At 71.5% G+C, this 18,768-nt stretch carries 14 protein-coding genes; 5 read left to right on the forward strand and 9 right to left on the reverse strand.

Annotation, left to right across the window (positions count from 1 at the left end; all coding sequences use genetic code 11):
• Nucleotides 1–21 precede the first annotated feature (21 nt).
• Both J5Y10_RS15945 and J5Y10_RS15950 read right to left on the reverse strand, forming a co-directional pair.
• Nucleotides 22–3,141 (reverse strand): efflux RND transporter permease subunit, encoded by a 3,120-nt coding sequence (locus J5Y10_RS15945; protein WP_209375024.1) that lies wholly within the window; start codon nucleotides 3,139–3,141, stop codon nucleotides 22–24.
• Entirely contained in the window at nucleotides 3,138–4,295 is a 1,158-nt protein-coding gene (locus J5Y10_RS15950; RefSeq protein ID WP_209375025.1) for an efflux RND transporter periplasmic adaptor subunit, read from the reverse strand. Before J5Y10_RS15950 ends, J5Y10_RS15945 begins: the two co-directional genes overlap by 4 nt.
• Before the next feature lie 515 nt (nucleotides 4,296–4,810).
• On the opposite strand from J5Y10_RS15950, the gene J5Y10_RS15955 reads away from it, so the two are divergent.
• The 4 genes from J5Y10_RS15955 to J5Y10_RS15970 all read left to right on the forward strand — a co-directional run bounded on the left by J5Y10_RS15955 (nucleotide 4,811) and on the right by J5Y10_RS15970 (nucleotide 10,050).
• Nucleotides 4,811–6,874, forward strand: a complete 2,064-nt coding sequence (locus J5Y10_RS15955; RefSeq protein WP_209375026.1) for a prolyl oligopeptidase family serine peptidase — start codon at nucleotides 4,811–4,813, stop codon at nucleotides 6,872–6,874.
• Between the two features lie 316 nt (nucleotides 6,875–7,190).
• Nucleotides 7,191–8,039: a chorismate mutase gene (locus J5Y10_RS15960; RefSeq protein ID WP_209375027.1), complete on the forward strand. Its 849-nt coding sequence runs from the start codon at nucleotides 7,191–7,193 to the stop codon at nucleotides 8,037–8,039.
• 45 nt (nucleotides 8,040–8,084) lie between these two features.
• Nucleotides 8,085–9,167, forward strand: a complete 1,083-nt coding sequence (gene hisC / locus J5Y10_RS15965) for a histidinol-phosphate transaminase (RefSeq protein WP_209375028.1) — start codon at nucleotides 8,085–8,087, stop codon at nucleotides 9,165–9,167.
• Nucleotides 9,160–10,050 carry a prephenate/arogenate dehydrogenase family protein gene (locus J5Y10_RS15970; RefSeq protein ID WP_209375029.1) on the forward strand — a complete coding sequence of 297 codons (891 nt, stop codon included), beginning with the start codon at nucleotides 9,160–9,162 and terminating at the stop codon, nucleotides 10,048–10,050. The genes hisC and J5Y10_RS15970 overlap by 8 nt, the downstream gene beginning before the upstream one ends.
• A gap of 320 nt (nucleotides 10,051–10,370) precedes the next feature.
• On the opposite strand, the gene J5Y10_RS15975 is transcribed toward J5Y10_RS15970, so the two are convergent.
• Nucleotides 10,371–11,573 carry an MFS transporter gene (locus tag J5Y10_RS15975; RefSeq protein WP_245214766.1) on the reverse strand — a complete coding sequence of 401 codons (1,203 nt, stop codon included), beginning with the start codon at nucleotides 11,571–11,573 and terminating at the stop codon, nucleotides 10,371–10,373.
• 143 nt (nucleotides 11,574–11,716) lie between these two features.
• Here J5Y10_RS15975 and J5Y10_RS15980 point away from each other — a divergent pair, with 143 nt between their 5' ends.
• Entirely contained in the window at nucleotides 11,717–13,147 is a 1,431-nt protein-coding gene (locus J5Y10_RS15980; protein WP_209375030.1) for a LutB/LldF family L-lactate oxidation iron-sulfur protein, read from the forward strand.
• A gap of 309 nt (nucleotides 13,148–13,456) precedes the next feature.
• Here J5Y10_RS15980 and J5Y10_RS15985 read toward each other — a convergent pair whose 3' ends face one another.
• From J5Y10_RS15985 to J5Y10_RS16010, 6 genes are all read right to left on the reverse strand, one after another.
• Nucleotides 13,457–13,768 (reverse strand): hypothetical protein, encoded by a 312-nt coding sequence (locus J5Y10_RS15985; protein ID WP_209375031.1) that lies wholly within the window; start codon nucleotides 13,766–13,768, stop codon nucleotides 13,457–13,459.
• Nucleotide 13,769: 1 nt separating this feature from the next.
• Nucleotides 13,770–14,372: a methionine biosynthesis protein MetW gene (gene metW, locus J5Y10_RS15990; protein ID WP_209375070.1), complete on the reverse strand. Its 603-nt coding sequence runs from the start codon at nucleotides 14,370–14,372 to the stop codon at nucleotides 13,770–13,772.
• Nucleotides 14,373–14,422: 50 nt separating this feature from the next.
• Complete coding sequence (gene metX, locus J5Y10_RS15995; protein ID WP_209375032.1) at nucleotides 14,423–15,577, reverse strand: homoserine O-acetyltransferase MetX; 1,155 nt, start codon at nucleotides 15,575–15,577, stop codon at nucleotides 14,423–14,425.
• Nucleotides 15,578–15,657: 80 nt separating this feature from the next.
• Nucleotides 15,658–17,241, reverse strand: coding sequence for an ABC transporter substrate-binding protein (locus J5Y10_RS16000; RefSeq protein ID WP_209375033.1), 1,584 nt, complete (start codon nucleotides 17,239–17,241; stop codon nucleotides 15,658–15,660).
• Nucleotides 17,242–17,439: 198 nt separating this feature from the next.
• Nucleotides 17,440–17,946, reverse strand: coding sequence for a F0F1 ATP synthase subunit B (locus tag J5Y10_RS16005; RefSeq protein WP_209375034.1), 507 nt, complete (start codon nucleotides 17,944–17,946; stop codon nucleotides 17,440–17,442).
• Nucleotides 17,946–18,710, reverse strand: a complete 765-nt coding sequence (locus J5Y10_RS16010) for a F0F1 ATP synthase subunit B family protein (RefSeq protein ID WP_245214767.1) — start codon at nucleotides 18,708–18,710, stop codon at nucleotides 17,946–17,948. The genes J5Y10_RS16005 and J5Y10_RS16010 overlap by 1 nt, the downstream gene beginning before the upstream one ends.
• Between the last annotated feature and the right edge of the window lie 58 nt (nucleotides 18,711–18,768).

Here is an 18,768-nt window from a genome sequence, read left to right on the forward strand (position 1 = left end):
GCCGGCAAGACCAGCCCCGGCCTATTCCGCCGGTGCCGGGTGCACCGCTGTCCCATGCGGCACCCGTCGGCCGCGCCGCAGCCCCTTCACGCTCCGCTCCAGCGCATCGAAGCCGAGATAGAGGACGGGTGTCACAAAGAGGGTCAGCACTTGGCTCACCGCCAGCCCGCCCACCACGGCCAAGCCCAGGGGCTGACGCAGCTCGGCGGCCGCACCCCAGCCAGCGGCGATGGGCACGGCGCCCGCGGCGGCAGCCAGGGTGGTCATCAGGATCGGCCGGAACCGCAGCACGCAGGCGTCCCGCACGGCCACGCGGGGGTCCATGCCCTCGCGCTGCCGGCTGAGCGCCACGTCCACGATCATGATGGCGTTCTTCTTCACCAGCCCGATCAGCAGCAGCACGCCGATCACCGCGATGACGGAGAGGTCCAGGTCGAAGAGCCACAGCGTCGCCAAGGCCCCCAGCGCCGCCGCGGGCAGGCCGGAGAGGATGGTCAGCGGGTGGACCAAGCTTTCGTAGAGGACGCCCAGCACCACGTACATCACGATCACCGCCGCCAGGATCAGCATTCCCTGGCCCGCCAGCGCCTGCTGGAACACCTGCGCGGTGCCGGAGAAGGCGCCGATCACGCCCGGCGGCGGCTGCATCTCCCGCTCAGCCGCGCGGATGGCGTCGGTGGCCTGCCCCAGCGCCACGCCGGGCGGCAGGTTGAAGCCGATGGTCACCGCGGGAAGCTGGCCCTGGTGCCCCACGGTCAGCGGCCCGGTGCCGCGCTGGATGGTCGCCAGGGCGGAGAGCGGGACCAGCCGCCCGGTGTTGGAGCGGAGATAGAGCTTCTGCAGCCCGTTCTCGTCCCGCTGGTCCTCCGGTAGCGCCTCCACGATCACGGGATAGGCGTTGGCCTGGGCGTAGATGGTGGAGATCTGCCGCGCCCCGAAGGCGGAGTAGAGGGCCTGGCGCACCTGGTCCACGTTCACGCCCAGCGCGGCGGCCCGGTCGCGGTCCACCTGCACGTTCACAACGGGCGCATCCAGCTGCAGGTCCGTGTTCACGTCCTGCAGCAGCGGGTTGCCCCGCAGCCGCGCCGCCAGCCGCTGCGAGAAGTCGTAGAGCGACTTCGATTCCAACCCCTGCAGCGTGTACATGTACAGGGTCCGGGACTGCCGCGCCCCGAAGTTCAGGTTCTGGATCGGCTGCAGGAAGGTCTGCATGCCCGGCACGCCGGCGACCTCGCGCCGCAGCCTCTGGATCACCTCCGTCACCATCGGCCGCTCGTCGCGCGGCTTCAGCTCGATGAACATGCGCCCCTGGTTCACCGAGAGGCTCTGCCCGGTGGCGCCGATGTTGGAGGAGACGCTCTTCACATAGGGGTTGCGCCCGATGATGGCCGCCACCTGCCCCTGCAGCTCCGTCATCGCGTCGTAGGAGGCGTCGCGCGGCCCCTCGGTGGAGGCGCTGACGAGGCCCGTATCCTCGATCGGAAAGAAGCCCTTGGGCATGGCCATGGCCAGCCAGCCCGCGGCGAAAAGCGAGGCGAAGAACACCCCCCAGACCACCAGCCGGAAGCGAAGCGCCCGGTCCAGCAGCCAGGCATAGCCCCGCTCGATTCCCCGGAACCCCGCCTCCAGGAAGGCGTCCACCCGCCCGGGCTTCGCATCATGGGAATGCGCCGGCAGCCAGGAGGCCATCAGCGGGGTGAGGGTGAGGGAGACGAAGCAGGACACGGCGACCGCAAGGGTCACGGTGGCCGCGAAGGCGTTGAACACGCGCCCCACCACGCCGCCCATCAGCAGGATCGGCAGGAACACCGCCGTGAGCGAGAGGGTGATGGAGATGATCGTGAAGCCGATCTCCCGCGATCCCTTCATCGCCGCCTCGAAGGGGTTCATCCCCTCCTCCACGTGGCGGATGATCGCCTCCAGCATCACGATGGCATCGTCCACCACGAGGCCCACCGCGAGGGTCAGCCCCAGCAGGGTCACGTTGTCGATGCCGTAGCCCATCGCGTACATCAGCGCGAAGGTGCCGCAGAGCGAGATGGGCACGGCGATCATCGGGATCAGTGTCGCCAGCAGCCGGCGCAGGAACAGCCAGACCACCAGCACCACCAGCCCGATCGCGATGAACAGGCTCTCCTGCACGTCGTGGACGGCGGCCCGGATGGAGAGGGAGCGGTCCAGCGACACGTCGATCCGCGCCCCCGGCGGCAGGGCGGATTGCAACTCCGGCAGGGCCGCGAAGACGCCGTCCACCACCTCAACCGTGTTCGCGTCCGGCTGGCGCTGCACCGCCAGCGTCAGCCCGCGCACCCCGTTGCGGTAGGAGGCGATGCGGTCGTTCTGCACCCCGTCCACCACCTCGGCGATGTCGGCCAGCCGCACCGGCGCGCCGTTCCGCCCGGCCACCACCAGCTTCCCGAAGGCCTCCGCGTCCGGCGGCTGGTCATTCGCCCGCAGCACCAGCTGCTGCCGCTGGCCGGAGAGGGTGCCGACCGGCGTGCTGGAATTGGCGGTCGCCACCGCGCCGCTCACCTGGTCCAGCGTCAGCCCCATGCTGGCCAGCCGGTCCGCCCGCATCCGCACGCGCACGGAAAACAGCTGCTCGCCATAGGTCACCACCTGCGCCACCCCCGGCACCCGCGACAGCGCGGGGGAGACGAGGGTCGAGGCGATGTCGTTCAGCTGGTACAACGGCACGTCGCCGCCCGAGAGGGTCAGCAGCACCACCGGCGCGTCCGCCGGGTTCGCCTTCCGGTAGGAGGGCGGCGTCGTCATCTCGATCGGCAGCCGCCGCTGCGCGCGGGTCAGCGCGGCCTGCACGTCCTGCGCCGCCGCGTCGATGTTCCGGTTCAGCACGAATTGCAGCGTGATCTGCGTCGTGCCCTGGCCGGAGGTGGAGGAGATCGAATCGATCCCCGTAATGGTGGAGAACTCGCGCTCCATCGGCAGCGCGACGGAGGTCGCCATCGTCTCCGGGCTCGCGCCCGGAAGCTGGGCGGAGACGGTGATGACGGGGAAGTCCACGCGCGGCACGGCCGCCACGGGCATCAGCCGGTAGCCCATGATCCCCGCCAGCACGATCGCGGCGGAGAGCAGCCCGGTCATGATCGGGCGGCGGATGAAGATCGCGGAGAGGTTCATCGGGCGCTCGCCTGCCGGCCCGTGCTGCCTTCGGCGGGCGTTGCCTCGGCCTGGGGCCGTGCCGGCGGCGGGCCGCCGGGGTTTCGCACCGCCACCCGCGCCCCGTCGCGCAGGCGCTCAATGCCCTCGGTCACCACCATCTCGCCATTCGCCACCCCGCCCTCGATCACGGCGCGGCCGGCGGCGTAGCGCACCACCTTCACCGCCACCCGCCGGGCGGTGTTCTCCGGGGTCAGGGCATAGAGGAAATTGCCGCCCTGCCCGACGCGCACCGACGCCACGGGCACGGAGACCGCCTGCGGCTCCACGCGCGGCACCATCACCACCTCAAGGTACTGCCCGGGCCACAGCCGTGCCGGGGCATTGGCGAAGCGCGCCTTCAGCCCGATCGTGCCCGTCGCCGTGTCCACGGAGCTGTCCACGAAGACCAGCTCGCCCTCCGCCGGGCGGCCGCTGTCGCCCGGCGCGCCGGCCCGCACCCTCGGCCGCTCGCCCCGCCCCTGCGCCTCCCGAAGTTCGACCAGCCAGCGCTCGGGCACGGAGAAGGCGACGTTGATCGGGTCGGTCTGGGTGATGGTGGCCAGCACCGCCCCCTCCGCCGCGCGGACGAAGTTGCCCTCCTTCACCGGCAGCGCCCCCAGCCGCCCGCTCGCCTCGGCGCGGATGGTCGCGAATTCCAGCGTCAGCCGGGTCTGCGCCACCTGCGCCTCATCGGCCCGCACGGTCGCTGCCAGCCCCGTCGCATCCGCCTGCGCCTGCTCGGCCCGCTGGGCGGACGCGAAGGCATCGGAGCGGAGGGAGGCGTAGCGCCGCGCGTCGGACTGCGCCCGCTCCAGCTGCGCCCGGTCCCGCGCCAGGATCGCCTCCTGCTGCTGCAGCAGGGCCTGGGTGTTGCGGGAGTCCAGGGTGAAGAGGAGGTCGCCCGCCTTCACCATCTGTCCTTCCTGCACGTGCACCCGCTCGATCTGCCCATCCACGCGGGAGCGGACGGAAATCACGGAGACGGGCTGCGCCGTCCCGTTCGCCGTCACCTCCACGGGCAGCGGCCCGACGGCCGCCGGCGCGGCCGCAACGGAAACGGGCGCGGCCTCCTGCGCCAAGGAGGGCGCGGAAGCGAGCAGCAGGCAGCAGAGCGCGGCAAAAAATGGGCGCATCATCATTTCCCGGCCGGAAAGCACCATTCTGATGTGTGCTGTGGATAATCGAAAGTACGATCTTGGCCCGATACGATCCGGAAGGTCTGAGTCACCCGCCGAAACACCCGCGCCGAGCCGCCTGGCGGCAGCAAAACCTGCGCCATCGTAAGATTCCGTGCCCGCAAGCGTCTTTCCCCCTGGCCGTGGACGTGTTCCCGTCCCCCTTGCCCGTCGTCCCAGGGAGGCGCCGCCTCTCCGGCCTCCTGGTCGCCGCAATACATCCATCCCGAGCCGGGCTCGCGACAGCCGTCCCGGACCCCGCGACCGGGCTGCCGCCGATAGCCCGATCGAAGATGGCACCGCAGCTTAAATTCCTGTCAGCCCCGGCCGCCACCAATCGCCGGTGGTCATCGACCCTCGCGCCTTCGGCCCCGAGTTCCGCGGCAGCCCCGACGAGAAAGACGATGAGGCTTCGAGGGTAGAGCATCCCTGCGGTAGGCCGCACCGCTCCCACGGGTGTATCTCCCGGGACGATGACCGCCCTCCCCGACCCCCGCCCCACCCTCGCCGCCCCGGACGATGATCCCTGGCTCTGGCTCGAGGAGGTGGAGGGCGAGCGCGCGCTCGCCTGGGTGGCCGGGCAGAACGCCGCCACCCTGGCCCGCCTGGCCGATGCGCGGTTCGAGGCGGACCGGGACGCCGTGCGCATCGCGCTGGACCGCCCGGACAAGCTTCCGCACATCACCCGCCGGGGTTCCTGGCTCTATAACTTCTGGACGGACGGCGCCCAGCCGCGCGGCCTCTGGCGCCGCACGACGCTGGAGAGCTATCGCACGCCGCAGCCGGAATGGCAGGTGCTGCTGGACCTCGACGCCCTGGCACGGGAGGAGGGGGAGGACTGGGTCTGGCACGGCGCCGCCACCCTTCCCGGCACGCACGACATCGCCATTCTCCGCCTCTCCCGCGGCGGCGGCGATGCCGTGGTGCTGCGCGAGTTCAGCCTGGAGACCCTGCGCTTCGTGGAGGGCGGCTTCGCCCTGCCGGAGTGCAAGGGCTCCGCGGACTGGCTGGACCGGGACACGCTCCTCCTCACAGCCGCCTACGGCGAGGGCATGGCGACCACCTCCGGCTATTCCCGCACCGTCCGCCTCTGGGCCCGCGGCACGGACCCGGCCGCGGCTCCCGTTCTCTACGCCGTCCCCGAGGACCACATGGGCGCCTGGGGCGGGCTGGACCGCGACACCGGCCGGCTGCTCTTCATCGACCAGATCGGCTTCTACGACACCGAGGTCCATCTCGGGGACCGCACCGGGCCGCAGCAGCGCATCGACCTGCCCACGGACATGGATTACCGCTGGCAGCGCGGCTGGCTCGCCGCCCGCCCCCGCACGCCCTGGACGGTGGGCGGCGCCACCCACGCCCCCGATACCCTGCTCGGCGTTGGCCTCGACGCCTTCCTGGCCGGCAGCCGGGACTTCACCACCCTCTTCACCCCCGGCGAGCGGGTGGCGCTTCAGGGCTTCTTCTGGGCCGATGGCCGGCTGATCGTCTCCGTCCTGGACGAGCTGCGCCCGGAGTTCACCCTGCTCACCCCGGGTGAGGGCGAGTGGTCCGGCGCCCGGCTGGAGCTGCCGCGGACCGGCGTCGCCAGCCTCTGGCCGCTCGACAACGAGGTGGAGGAATCGGACGGCACCCTGCTGGCCCAGGTGGAGGACCCGATCACCCCCGCCACCCTCCTCCTCACCAGCACCACCCTCGCCACCCCGGAGGTGCTGCGCCGCTCCTCCCCGGTCTTCGACGCCACCGGCCTCGTCGTCACCCGGCACGAGGCGGTCTCCACGGACGGCGAGCGCATCCCCTATGTCCAGACCGGCCCCGCCGCCGAAACGGGCGATGCCCCGATCCACCTCTCCGGCTATGGCGGCTTCCGCGTCTCCCGCCTGCCCCACTACCAGGGCATGACCGGCAAGCTCTGGCTGGAGAAGGGCGGCACGACCGTCATCGCCAATATCCGCGGCGGCGGTGAATTCGGCACCCGCTGGCACGAGGCCGGGCGGCGCGAGGGCAAGCGCCTCTCCCACGACGACTTCGCCGCCGTCGCCGCCGACCTGGTCCGCCGCGGTGTCACCACCCCCGGCCGCATCGCGGCGGAAGGCGGCTCCAATGGCGGCCTTCTCATCGCCAACATGCTCACGCGCTATCCGGAGCGCTTCGGTGCCCTGTTCTGCACCATCCCGCTCATCGACATGCGCCGCTACACGAAGCTCCTGGCCGGGGCGAGCTGGATCGCCGAGTACGGGGACCCGGACGTGCCGGAGGACTGGGCCTTCCTTCAGCACATGTCCGCCTACCACGCGGCGGAGCCCGGCCGCCCCTACCCGCCGATCCTCATCGCCACCACCCGGCGCGACGACCGCGTCCACCCCGGCCATGCCCGCAAGATGGCCGCCAAGCTCCAATCCCTCGGCTACCCCGCCCTGCTCCACGAGCCGGCCGCGGGCGGCCATGGCTACGGCAAGGACAACTCGGAGGTTGCTACCTTCGCCGCCCTCGGCGCCGCCTTCCTGCGGCGGGCCATCGGGTGGGAGAAGGGCTGATCGGTCCGGAGCCAGGGGGCGCCGCCCCTTGGAACCCCGTCCCGCTACCTCCGCGCCGGCCTGACAGGGGGTTTCGGCGCGAAGGGCTCTATCCTGCCCTTGCAGTCGCCTCGGCTCATGGAGCCGAGGCGCACGGCCAATTCAGTAATCCCAAAGCCTAGAAAAAGATGATGGTGAGGGGTCCGGGGAGAGGAAGAATTCCTTCTTCCTCTCCCCGGGACAGACCACCAGTGAAGGATCGAGGCAACAGGCCCCATGGCGCAGGGGGCAAGCGCCTTGGCGCAAGGGGACAAGGGCGCTAGACCCGCCCTGCCCCATGCCCGACTCAGCCCTGACCGATCCCGCCGCCGTGCAGCCGGAGGCCCTGGCCGCCGCCCGCGCCGAGTTCGACGCGATCGACGACCAGCTGCACGACCTGCTGATGCGCCGCGCCGGCCTTTCCGCCGGGCTGGCCGCGCAGGGGATGAAGGCGAGCGGGGCCAGCTTCCGCCCGGGGCGGGAGGCGATGATCCTCCGCCGCCTGCTCGGCCGGCACCGCGGGCCGATGCCGCGCGCCGCCATCGCCCGCCTGTGGCGGGAGGTGATCGCCACCTCGCTCCGCCAGCAATCCGCCTTCTCCGTCGCAGCGCTCGGCGGCACGGAGCACCTGGCGCTCGGCCATTTCGGGCTGGATACGCCGATGCGGACCCATGCCACCCCGTCCCGCGTGCTGGCCGCCCTCTCGGCGGGGGAGGCGACGGTGGCCATCCTTCCTTCGCCTGCCGATGGGGAGCCGCTGGCGGATGCCTGGTGGGCGAGCGTGGAGGCGCCGCGCCTGCAGGTGGTGGCCGCCCTGCCCTTCCTGCTGCGCGCCGGACAGACGCTTCCCAGCGCCCTCGTGGTCGCGGGCTTCGCCGCCGATGCCACCCCGAAGGACCGCGGGCTGATCCGGCTGGAGCGCGCGCCGAACACCTCACGCGGGGCGCTCGTCTCCGCGCTCGCTGCCGCCGGCCTGCCGCCGCTCCGCGTCATCCTCTCCGCCGACGGAATGCGCGGCCTGGCGGAGGTGGAAGGGCTGATCCAGCCCGGCGATCCCCGCCTGGCCTCCCTCTCCGCGCTGCGCCCGCATCCGATCGGCGGCTTCGCCGAGCCGTCGCTGGACGAGCCGCCCCTCGAGACCCTCTGAACGCCTTTCGACACCCCCTCTGAACGCCCCCTGAAGGCCGCCGCCATGCCCGTGATGCCCCGCCCCTCCATCCTCTCGGTCGAGCCCTATGTCGGCGGCGAATCGAAGGTCCCGGGCGTGAACCGGATCGTGAAGCTCTCCTCCAACGAGGGGCCCTTCGGCCCGCCGCCCGCCGCAGTGGCCGCCATCACGGAGGCCGCGAAGGAGGCGAACCGCTACCCCGACGGCGGCGCCACCGCGATCCGGGAGGCAATCGGCAAGCACCACGGGCTTGATCCGAACCGCATCGTCGTCGGCAACGGCTCGGACGAGCTGCTGGCCCTCCTCATCCTCGCCTATGGCGGCGAGGGGACGGAGATCGTCATGTCCGCCCACGGCTTCCTCATGTACGAGCTGACCGGGCGCTGGGCCGGCTGCAGCGTGCTGAAGGTGCCGGAGAAGGACCTGCAGGCCGATATCGACGGCATCATCGCCGCCTGCGGCCCGCGCACGCGCCTGGTGATCCTGGCGAACCCCAACAACCCCACTGGCGCCCTGCTGCCGCAGGCCGAGGTGGACCGCCTGCGCGCAGGGCTGCGCGAGGACATCCTGCTCGTCCTCGACAGCGCCTATGCCGAGTACGTCACCGACCCCGACTACGACGCCGGCGCGAAGCTGGTGGATGCCGGCACCAACACGGTGATGACGCGCACCTTCTCCAAGGTCTGGGGCCTGGGCGGCATGCGCCTCGGCTGGCTCTACGGGCCGCCGGCGGTGGTGGACGTGCTGAACCGCGTCCGCTCCCCCTTCAACGTCTCCTCCACCGCCCAGGCCGCCGGCATCGCGGCGCTGTCCGAGCCGGGCTGGGTGGAGAAGAACGTGGCCCACAACAGGGAGTGGGTGGGGAAGATGACGGAAGGGCTGACGAAGCTCGGCCTGAAGGTCCACCCCAGCCACGCCAACTTCCTGCTGGTCGATTTCGGCAGCCCCGAGGCGAGCAAGGCCGCCGATGCTCACCTGCGCTCCCGCGGCCTGATCGTGCGCGGCGTGACCGTCTACGGCCTGCCGAGCTGCCTGCGCATCACCATCGGCACCGCCGAGGAGTGCGGGATGGTGCTCGACGCCCTGGCCGACCTGCGAAATGGCTGAGGCCCCTCTCTTCCGCCGCCTCTGCGTCATCGGCCCCGGCCTCGTCGGCTCCTCCATCCTGCGCGTCGCGCGGGCGCGGGACGACATCGCGGGGGAGCTGGTGGCCACCGCGCGCAGCGAGCACACGCTGGAGCGCGTGCGCGCCCTGGACATCGCCGACCTGGCGGAGCCCGACGCGGCGAAGGCCGTACAGGGCTGCGACGGCGTGATCCTCTGCGTGCCCGTCGGCGCCTATGCCGGGGTGATGGCGCATATCGCCCCGCACCTGGAACCCGGCTGCATCCTCTCCGATGTCGGCTCCACCAAGGGCAGCGTGCTGCGGGACCTCTCGCCACTGCTGCCGGAGGGCGTCCACCTCGTCCCCGCGCACCCCATGGCCGGCACGGAGCATTCCGGCCCCGATGCCGGCTTCGCGGAGCTGTTCCAGGGCCGCTGGTGCATCCTCACCCCGCCCCCCGGCACCGATCCCGAGGCCACGGCGAAGGTCCGCGCCCTGTGGGAGCGCGCCGGCTCCATGATCGAGACGATGGACGCCGCCACGCACGACAAGGTGGTGGCCGTCGTCTCCCACCTGCCGCACCTCATCGCCTTCACCATCTGCGGCACCGCAGACGACCTGGCGCAGGAGACGCGGGAGGCCGTGCTGCGCTTCGCCGCCTCCGGCTTCCGCGACTTCACCCGCATCGCCGCCAGCGACGTGGACATGTGGCGGGACATCTTCCTCAACAACCGGGAAGCCGTGTTGGAAATGCTGGCCCGCCTGACGGAGGACGCCCAGGCCTTCGGCCGCGCCATCCGCTGGGGCGAGGCCGGCTTCATCGAGGATCGCATCCGCCGCGGCCGCAAGATCCGCCGCTCGCTCATCGAGATGAAGCAGGCCTGAGGCCCGGTTCTGTCCTGTCGTCGCTTGTGGCCCCAGGGAGGCGCTGCCTCCCTGGAACCCCCGGGCAAACGCAAAGCGTTTGTCCCGAGCCAGGAGCCTGAGGCTCCTGGACCTGCATCGGGCTACCGCGGATGCGATGATCGAAGGGCAGCGCCGAAAAGCTTTCAAAGCCGTGTCAGCCCTGGTGGCCGTGTCAGTCACCTGAGGTCATCGACCTCAGGCGCACCGTCAGACGAGCATCCCGCGGCAGCCCAATAGAAAAAATGAGAGGGGGTCCAGGGGGAGAGAATTCTTTCTCTCCCCCTGGGGCCACCCGCGCATCACGCCGGCACCGCAGCCCGCCCGCGCTCCAGCGCCCAGGCCACGGCGAAGACCGCCAACCCGGCGAGGGTGAGCACCGCCCCCACCCCGCCCGTCGCGGTCCAGCCGAGGCCTGCCGCCACCGCCGCCCCGCCCAGCCAGGCGCCGAGGGCGTTGGCCATGTTGAAGGCGGAGTGGCTGAGGGAGGCGGCGAGCATCTGGGCATCCGGCGCCACGTCCAGCAGGCGGGTCTGCAGCGCGGGCCCCAGGCCCATGCTGGTGGCGGCGATCAGGACGATGTTGAGGGTGACGAGGGGCAGGCTGACGGGCGTGAAGAGGAAGAGGAACTGCGCGACGAGGCCCACCGCCAGCATGATCCCGATGGCGCGCATCACGCCCCGGTCGGCCAGCCAGCCACCGAGCAGGTTGCCGAGGATCATCCCCGCCCCGAAGACGGCCAGCATCACCGGCACGGTTGATTCGCCCACGCGCGTGACCTCCGTCAGCGTGGGCGCGATGTAGCTGTAGATGGCGAACATTCCGCCGAAGCCGATGGCGGTGGTGGCCAGCGCCAGCAGCACCTGCGGGCGCAGCATCGCGCCGACTTCCCGCCGGGCGCCCAGGGCCGGGCCGGCGCCGATGACGGGGAGGCAGAGGCGGATCATCAGCGCGCAGCCCAGCGCGACGACGGCGACGAGGGCGAAGACCACGCGCCAGCTCACCAGCTGCCCCACCCAGGTGGCGAGCGGCACGCCGACCACGTTCGCCACGCTGAGGCCGAGGATGACGCGCGCGACCGCGCTCGCCCGCCGCTCCGGTGGCACGAGGGAGGCGGCGACCATGGCGGCGGTGCCGAGATAAGCCCCGTGCGGCAGGCCCGCGAGGAAGCGTGCGGCGCAGACGCCGAGGAAGTCCGGCGCGGCGGCACTCGCCAGGTTGCCCAGGGCGATGAGAACCGCGAGGCCGGAGAGGAGCGGCCGGCGCGGGAGGCGCGCCAGCAGCAGCGCGATCACCGGCGCACCGACGACCACGCCCACGGCATAGGCGCTGATCGCCAGCCCGGCATGTGGGACCGAGACGCCGGTTTCCCCGGCGATCCGGGGCAGCAGCCCCATGGCCGCGAACTCGCTGATGCCGAGGGCGAGCGCGCCGAGCGCCAGGGCCAGCTCCGCGGCGCCGGTGCCGTGGGGCGGGCGGGGGATGTCGGACGGGTTGGGTGCCATCGGGGTCCTCGCTTCAGCGAAAGGACGCCTCCCCGGGCAGATCTGACGGTGCCCTCCCGCTCTCTAGGCCTCTCCCCGGCCCGCTGCCAAGCGGGGCCACTCGCCCGTTCCTGTCAGGCCCCGTTCTGCCCTATGGTGCGGGCATGGTCGCGCTCACCTCCCCCGACTTCAAGCGACGCGCCGCCCGCGCCCTGGCGGATACAGACCTGCAGAAGGCGCTGCGCCGCGGCGGCAGCGGCTTCCACTCCAAACGCGCCCAGGCCACGGCGGCGCTGCCGGAGTTCGAGGCGTTGCGCGACATCGGGCGCGACATCAAGAATCACACGCTGGCCAACCTGGACCACTACCTGGAGGCCTTCGAGGCGAAGGTGGTCGCCAATGGCGGCCAGGTTCACTGGTCCCGCGACGCCGCCGAGGCGCGCGCCACCGTCCTGAAGATCTGCCGGGAGGCGGATGCGCGCACCGTTACCAAGGGCAAGTCCATGATCTCCGAGGAGATCGGGCTGAACGACCACCTGGAGGCGAACGGCATCACCCCCGTCGAGACGGACCTCGGCGAGTATATCCTGCAGCTGGTGAACGAGCCGCCCAGCCACATCATTGCCCCCGCCTTCCACCTGAACCGGGAGGACTGGGAGTCCCGCTTCCGCGCCGCCCACAAGGACCTGCCCGCGGACCGCGTGTTCCACGACCGGCGCGACATCATGGCCGAGGCCCGCCAGACCCTGCGGGAGCGCTTCATGCAGGCCGATGTCGGCATCACCGGCGCGAACTTCCTGATCGCGGAGACCGGCACCAGCGTCATCGTCACGAACGAGGGCAACGGCGACCTGACGCAGACCCTGCCCCGCGTCCACATCGCCCTGGCCAGCATCGAGAAGGTCGTGCCCACGCTGGAGGATTGCAGCACCCTGCTGCGCCTCCTCGCCCGCTCCGCCACGGGCCAGGACCTCTCGGTCTACACCACCTTCTCCACCGGCCCGCGCCGCGCCCCGGACCTCGACGGGCCGGAGGCGTACCATGTGGTGCTGATCGACAACGGCCGGTCCAACATGATCGGCACGGACTTCCACGAGATGCTCCGCTGCATCCGCTGCGCCGCCTGCATCAATCACTGCCCAATCTACAACGCCGCCGGCGGCCACGCCTATGGATGGGTCTATCCCGGCCCCATGGGCAGCGTCCTCACCCCCGCCCTCGTGGGCATCGAGAAGTCGGCGAACCTCCCCAACGCCTCCACCTTCTGCGGCCGGTGCGAGAGCGTCTGCCCCGTGAAGATCCCGCTGCCGAAGATGCTGCGGAACTGGCGGGAGAGGGAGTTCGAGCGCCACCTCACCCCCTCCACTGTCCGGCGCGGCCTCGGGGTCTGGGCCTGGTTCGCCCGGCGCCCGGCCCTGTACCGGGCCGCCACCCGACTTGCCATGGGCACCCTCGTCCTGCTCGGCCGCGGCACCGGCCGCTTCCGCCGCCTGCCCCTGGCCGGCGCCTGGACCGCCAGCCGTGACCTGCCCGCCCCGGAAGCCGGCGGCACCTTCATGGCCCGCTACGCCGCCACCCAGCGCAGCCGGCGCTGACCATCGCCGGTCCACCTATCGCGGCCTGCGCTTTGTCTTCGGCGGGCGCTCTGTCCCGGGGAGAGGAAGAAGGAATTCTTCCTCTCCCCGGACCCCTCACCATCATCTTCTTCTAGGCGTTGGGATTGCTTGGCTGACGGTGCGCCTCGGCTCCACGAGCCGAGGCGACTGCAAGGGCGGGACTTGGACCGATGGTCGAGATCAACGGTCCCAGTCAGTTCCGCGGCAGCCCCATGCAGGTCCAGGTGCCCCGGGGCTCCTGGAGGGGGTCCAGGGGGCAGAGCCCCCTGGGGCCGGACGGGCCTGGGATCAAAGGGCAGCGAACCACTCGGCATAGGGCGTGTTCGCGGCCATCCGGCGGTTGAGATCCGGCGCGCCATCGGTCCACCAGACCGGGCCGCGCTCGCCCAGGGCCACCTTCGCCTCGTCCACGGCCGCGCGGGCGGATCGAAGGGCATCATCGTCCCCGGCGCGGAGGGCGGTGCCGACGGCGCGGCGGGCGGCCATGAGTTGTTTTATCAGGGCTGCGCGCCGGTCCTCCGGCAGGGCCGGGTTGGACAGGCGCCAGAGGCGGCCGCGGACGACGAAGTAGCGCCCGTCCGGCGTCACGGGGTGGCGCAAATCAGGGCTTGCGGCTGAGGAGGAAGAGGGCCTGCTCCCCGAAAAGGTTGGCCAGGCGCAGGCTCTCGCGCCAGGGCGCACGCAGGCCGTGCTCGTCCACGGCCAGCCAGCCATCCACCCGGTAGCCGTCCTGCTCACACAGGGCGACGAAGTCCAGGATGGTGCAGGGGTGGATGTTCGGCGTCTCGTACCAGGCGCGGTTCCAGGTATCCGTATCCGGCATCCGGCCGGTCCAGAGGAGGCGCCAGCGCATCTGCCAGTGGCCGAAATTCGGGAAGGAGACGACCGCGTGGGTGCCGATGCGGAGCATCTGGCGCAGCACCTCGCGCGGGCGCTCCACGGCCTGGAGGGTGCGGGAGAGGACGACGTAGTCGAAGGCGTCGTCCGGGTAGTGGGCCAGGTCGGCGTCCGCGTCGCCGTGGATCACGGCAAGGCCAGCGGCCACGGCCTGGGTCGCCTGCTGCATGTCGATCTCGATGCCGCGGGCATCGGCGCGCTTTTCCTGCGTCAGATGCCCGATCAGAGCGCCGTCGCCGCAGCCGATGTCGAGCACGCGGGCGCCGTCCGGGATCATCTCCGCGATCAGGCGGAGGTCCAGGCGCATGTTCTTGGCGACGTACTGGATGGGCTCGCGCGGCTTCATCCCCATGATGGTCAGACCCCGACCGCATCGGCGGAGCCGGAGAGAAAGCCGCCGAGCGCGGCGTGGAACTCCGGCTCGTCCAGCAGGAAGGCGTCGTGGCCCTTGTCGGATTCCAGCTCGATGAAGGAGACGCGGGCGGCGGCGCGGGTCAGGGCGCGGGTGATGGCCCGGCTCTCCGCCGTTGGAAAGAGCCAGTCCGAGGAGAAGGAGGCGACGAGGAAGCGCGTCGGCGTGCCGTGGAAGGCGCGGGAGAGGTCGCCCCCGTGATCCGCCGCCAGATCGAAGTAGTCCATGGCGCGGGTGATCGTGAGGTAGGAGTTGGCGTCGAAGCGCCGGATGAAGGTGCTGCCCTGGTGGCGCAGGTAGCTCTCCACCGCGAAGACGTCCTCCAGGAAGGTCAGGGCCTTCGCGCCCTGCAGACGGCGACCGAACTTCCGGGTCAGCGCGCTCTCCGACAGGTAGGTGATGTGGGCGACCATGCGCGCCACCGAGAGGCCCTGGGCGGGGATCCGCCCCTCCCGCCAGTAGGCGCCGTGGCAGAAGTCCGGGTCGGCGTGGATGGCGGCGCGCCCGACCTCGTGGAAGGCGATGTTCTGGGCGGAATGGTGGGCGGCGGTGGCGATGGGGGCGCAGGCGAAGACGCTGCGGGGGTAGAGCGCCGCCCATTGCAGTGCCTGCATGCCCCCCATGGAGCCGCCGATCACGGCCAGCAGCCGCTCGATCCCCAGGTGCTCCACCAGCTTCTTCTGGGCCCGCACCATGTCGGCGATGGTGACGGTGGGGAAATCGGTGCCCCAGGGGCGGCCGAGGCCCCGGCCCTCCGCGTCCGTCATCTCCTCCCGCGGGCCGGTGCTGCCCATGCAGCCGCCCAGGACATTGGCGCAGATGACGAAGTAGCGGTCGGTGTCGATCGGCTTGCCCGGGCCCACGATGGTGGACCACCAGCCCGGCTTGCCCGTCACCGGCTGGGTTTCTGCCAGATACTGGTCCCCGGTGAGGGCGTGGCAAACGAGGATGGCGTTGCTGCGCGCCTCGTTCAGAGTGCCGTAGGTGCGATAGGCCACCGCCATGGGCGCCAGCATCACCCCGCTGTCGAGCGCCAGCCCCTCGGGGAAGACGACCCGCTGGTGATCCACGTCCGGCAGAGTGGTTGCAGCCTCGCTCATACCGGGAGGATTAGGAGTGCCGTCGCGGAACGGCAAGGCGGCGCCGGGGGAGGCAGCCCTTCCCCCGGCGCCGGGCCGGGCTACTGGCCCACCCGCACGTAGCGCAGCGGGAAGTAGTTGTCCGCCATCTGCTGCAAGGTGATGTTGCTGCGCGCCGCCCAGACCACGACCTGCTGGTGCAGGGGGATATGGCCCACTTGGTCGGCGTGGAGCTTCATCGCCTCGTCGATCATCTGCTGGCGCTTGGCGGAGTCGGTCTCCACCGCGATCGCGTCCGTCAGCTCGTCGAAGCGGGGGTTGCTCCAGCCGCCGGAGTTGAACACGCCGCGCTGCCCCTGGCGGGAGGCCATGATGTTGTAGAGCGTGTTGTGGGCGTCGTAGGTCGTCGGCGTCCAGCCCAGCATGTAGAAGCTGGTGTTGTAGCGGGGCGCCAGGATCTCCGCGAAGTAGCGGGCGCGGGTCTGGGCGGCGAGGTTCACCTTCACGCCGATGCGCGCCAGCATGGAGACGACGGCGGTGCAGATCGCCTCGTCGTTCACGTAGCGGTCGTTCGGGCAGTCCAGCGTCACACCGAAGCCGTTGGGGTAGCCGGCTTCCGCCAGCAGGGCCTTGGCGCGGTTGATGTCCGGGCGCACCAGGCGGTCCGCCGCCTCGGTGAAGCCGTTCACGCCCGGGCCGATCATCAGGTTCGTCGGGCGGGACTGGTTGCGCATGATGCGCGACTTGATCGCCTCCTGGTCGATGGCGAGCTGGAAGGCCTGGCGCACCCGCAGGTCCCGGAAGGGGTTCCGTCCCCGCACATCGGACTTCAGCAGCTCGTCCCGGGCCTGGTCGAAGCCGAGGAAGACGGTGCGGAGCTCCGCCTGCTGGTGGATCCGCACGTTCGGCGCGCGGGAAAGCCGCTCCGTATCCTGCGGCGGCACGGTGTAGATCATGTCCACCTCGCCGGAGAGCAGGGCGGCGACCCGGGTGGCGTCATTGCCGATGACGTTGAACACCACCTCGTCCAGGTTGTGCTCCGGCTTGTCCCACCAGTTCGGGTTCGGGCGCAGCACCGTGCGGCGGTCGGGCTCGCGGCTGGCCAGCATGAAGGGGCCGGTGCCGTTGGCGTTGCGGGTAGCGAAGTTCTCCTGGCCCGTCGTCAGGTCCACGGCCTGGGTGGCGTTGTTCGCCTCCGCCCACTTCTTGGACATGATGGCCCAGGTGGTGATCTCCTCCAGGAAAATCGGATCCGGGGCCTTCGTCTCGAACTCGACGGTGAAGTCGTCGATCTTTCGCACCTCCTTCACGGAGGAGAGCACGGAGGTGAGGTTGGAGCCCTGGGCCTGCACGCGCTGTGCGCTGAACACCACGTCATCCGCCGTGAAGGGCGTGCCGTCGTGGAACTTCACGCCCTGGCGGAGATTCAGACGCCACACGGTCGGCGAGGGCTGGGTCCAGGAGGTCGCCAGCGCCGGCTCCACCTTCAGCTCGCGGTTCCGCCGCACCAGCGGCTCGTAAATGTTGTGCGTGAAGGTGAGGAGGAAGGTCTCGTTCCGCGCGTAGGGGTCCATGGAATTGACGTCGCCGTCATTCGCCCAGCGGAAGGTCGCCGCCTCGGCCCCGAAACCGAAGCCCATGCCAAGCGCCAGCGCCGCGGCGCCGGCCAGGAGAAGTCGTCGCATCCCATTTGCTCCCCGTTGGATTCTGGCGGGGAGGCTAGGCGGGCGGCGCGGAAATGGGAACGGGTGACGCGTTCGGAGATTCCCGGCCCAAAATCCCCGCGAGAGGGAGGGAGACGGGAATTCCCGCCCTCCCTGGCCGGCCCGGAAACGCGAACGGGGGCCTCTCGGCCCCCGTAAAGCATTGGAAACCAGCCCGGATCAGGCGGCGCGCAGGACCCGGGGCAGGTCGGAGACGGCCTTGTCGATCATGGCCGCGTCGCCCTCGGCCGTCAGCTTCTCGGCGATGACGGAGCGGGCGGCGCTGGCCGCGATCTCGGCCGCGGCCTGGCGCACCTCGGCCAGGGCGCTGGCCTCGGCGGCGGCGATGCGGTCCATCGCCATGCGCTCGCGGCGGGCGGCATTGGCCTCGGCCTCGGCGGTGGCGGCGGCGGCCACGCGGTCGGCCTCGGCGCGGGCGCGGGTCACCATCTCCTCGGCCTCGCGCAGGGCGGCGGTGCGGTCGGCCTCGGCCGCCTTGCGCATGGCCTCGGCCTCCTCACGGAGCTTCACGGCCTCGGCCAGCTCGGCGCGGACCTGGGCGCCGCGGGCGTCCAGGGCAGCGCCGGCCTTGGCCCACATCGTCCGGCCCAGCAGGAGCAGGAAGACGACGAAGGAGACGGCGACCCAGAACTTCGGGTCCAGCCAGAAATGCTCGTAGTGGTGCATCACGCGGCTCCCATGTTCCGGGCGGCCAGTTCGCGGGCCACGGCCGCGTCCACCGCCGCCTTGTCGTCGATCCCGGCCAGGCGCTGCACCAGCGCGCCGGCGGCGTCGGCCGCGGCCTCGCGCAGGGCGCCCATGGCGGCGTCGCGGGCGGCGCCGATGCGGGTCTCGGCCTCGGTGATCTGGGCGTTCAGGCGCTCGGCCAGGGCCTCGCCCCGCTTCGCGGCATCGGCCTGGGCGGCCGCCGCGGCGGCGGCGATGGAGGCCTGGGCCTCGGCGCGGGCGCGGGCGGTGCTGTCGCGCTGCCCGGCCTCGGCGGCCTCGGCCCCGGCGCGGGCGTCACGCGCCGCGTCCAGGTCGGCGGCGATGCGGTTGCGCCGGGTCTCCAGCACCTCCGCCACCGGCGGCAGAAGATAATGGGCGGCCAGGAAGACCAGCAGCCCGAAGATGACGAAGAGCCAGATCACCTGCGCGATCGTCAGGGGATTGGCGAAATCCAGCTGGGGCATGCCGCCGGCATCGGCGGCCTCGCGGGCGGCGTGCTGGTACTCGGCCGCCGTGCGGTTCGCCTCCAGCACCGCGCGGGCGCGGTCGCTGTCCGCCTGCACGGGGACGCTCTCGCCCTGCTGACCCGGAAGGGGGGCGTTGGTCTGCACCCTGCCGGTCGGCGCGGGGGCCGTGACGTGCTGGGCCGAGGCGGGAGCCTGCGAGAGGAGCAGGGCCAGGGCGCAGGCCGTCCAGAACGGGGCGAGCGGGAGGCGGGTCATGCGGTCTCCGTTCCGCGGCGGACGGCCGGGGGCGTTCCCCCGGCCGCTCCGCGGACGC

The organism is Roseomonas indoligenes (assembly GCF_017813365.1).
Taxonomy (GTDB): domain Bacteria; phylum Pseudomonadota; class Alphaproteobacteria; order Acetobacterales; family Acetobacteraceae; genus Roseomonas; species Roseomonas indoligenes.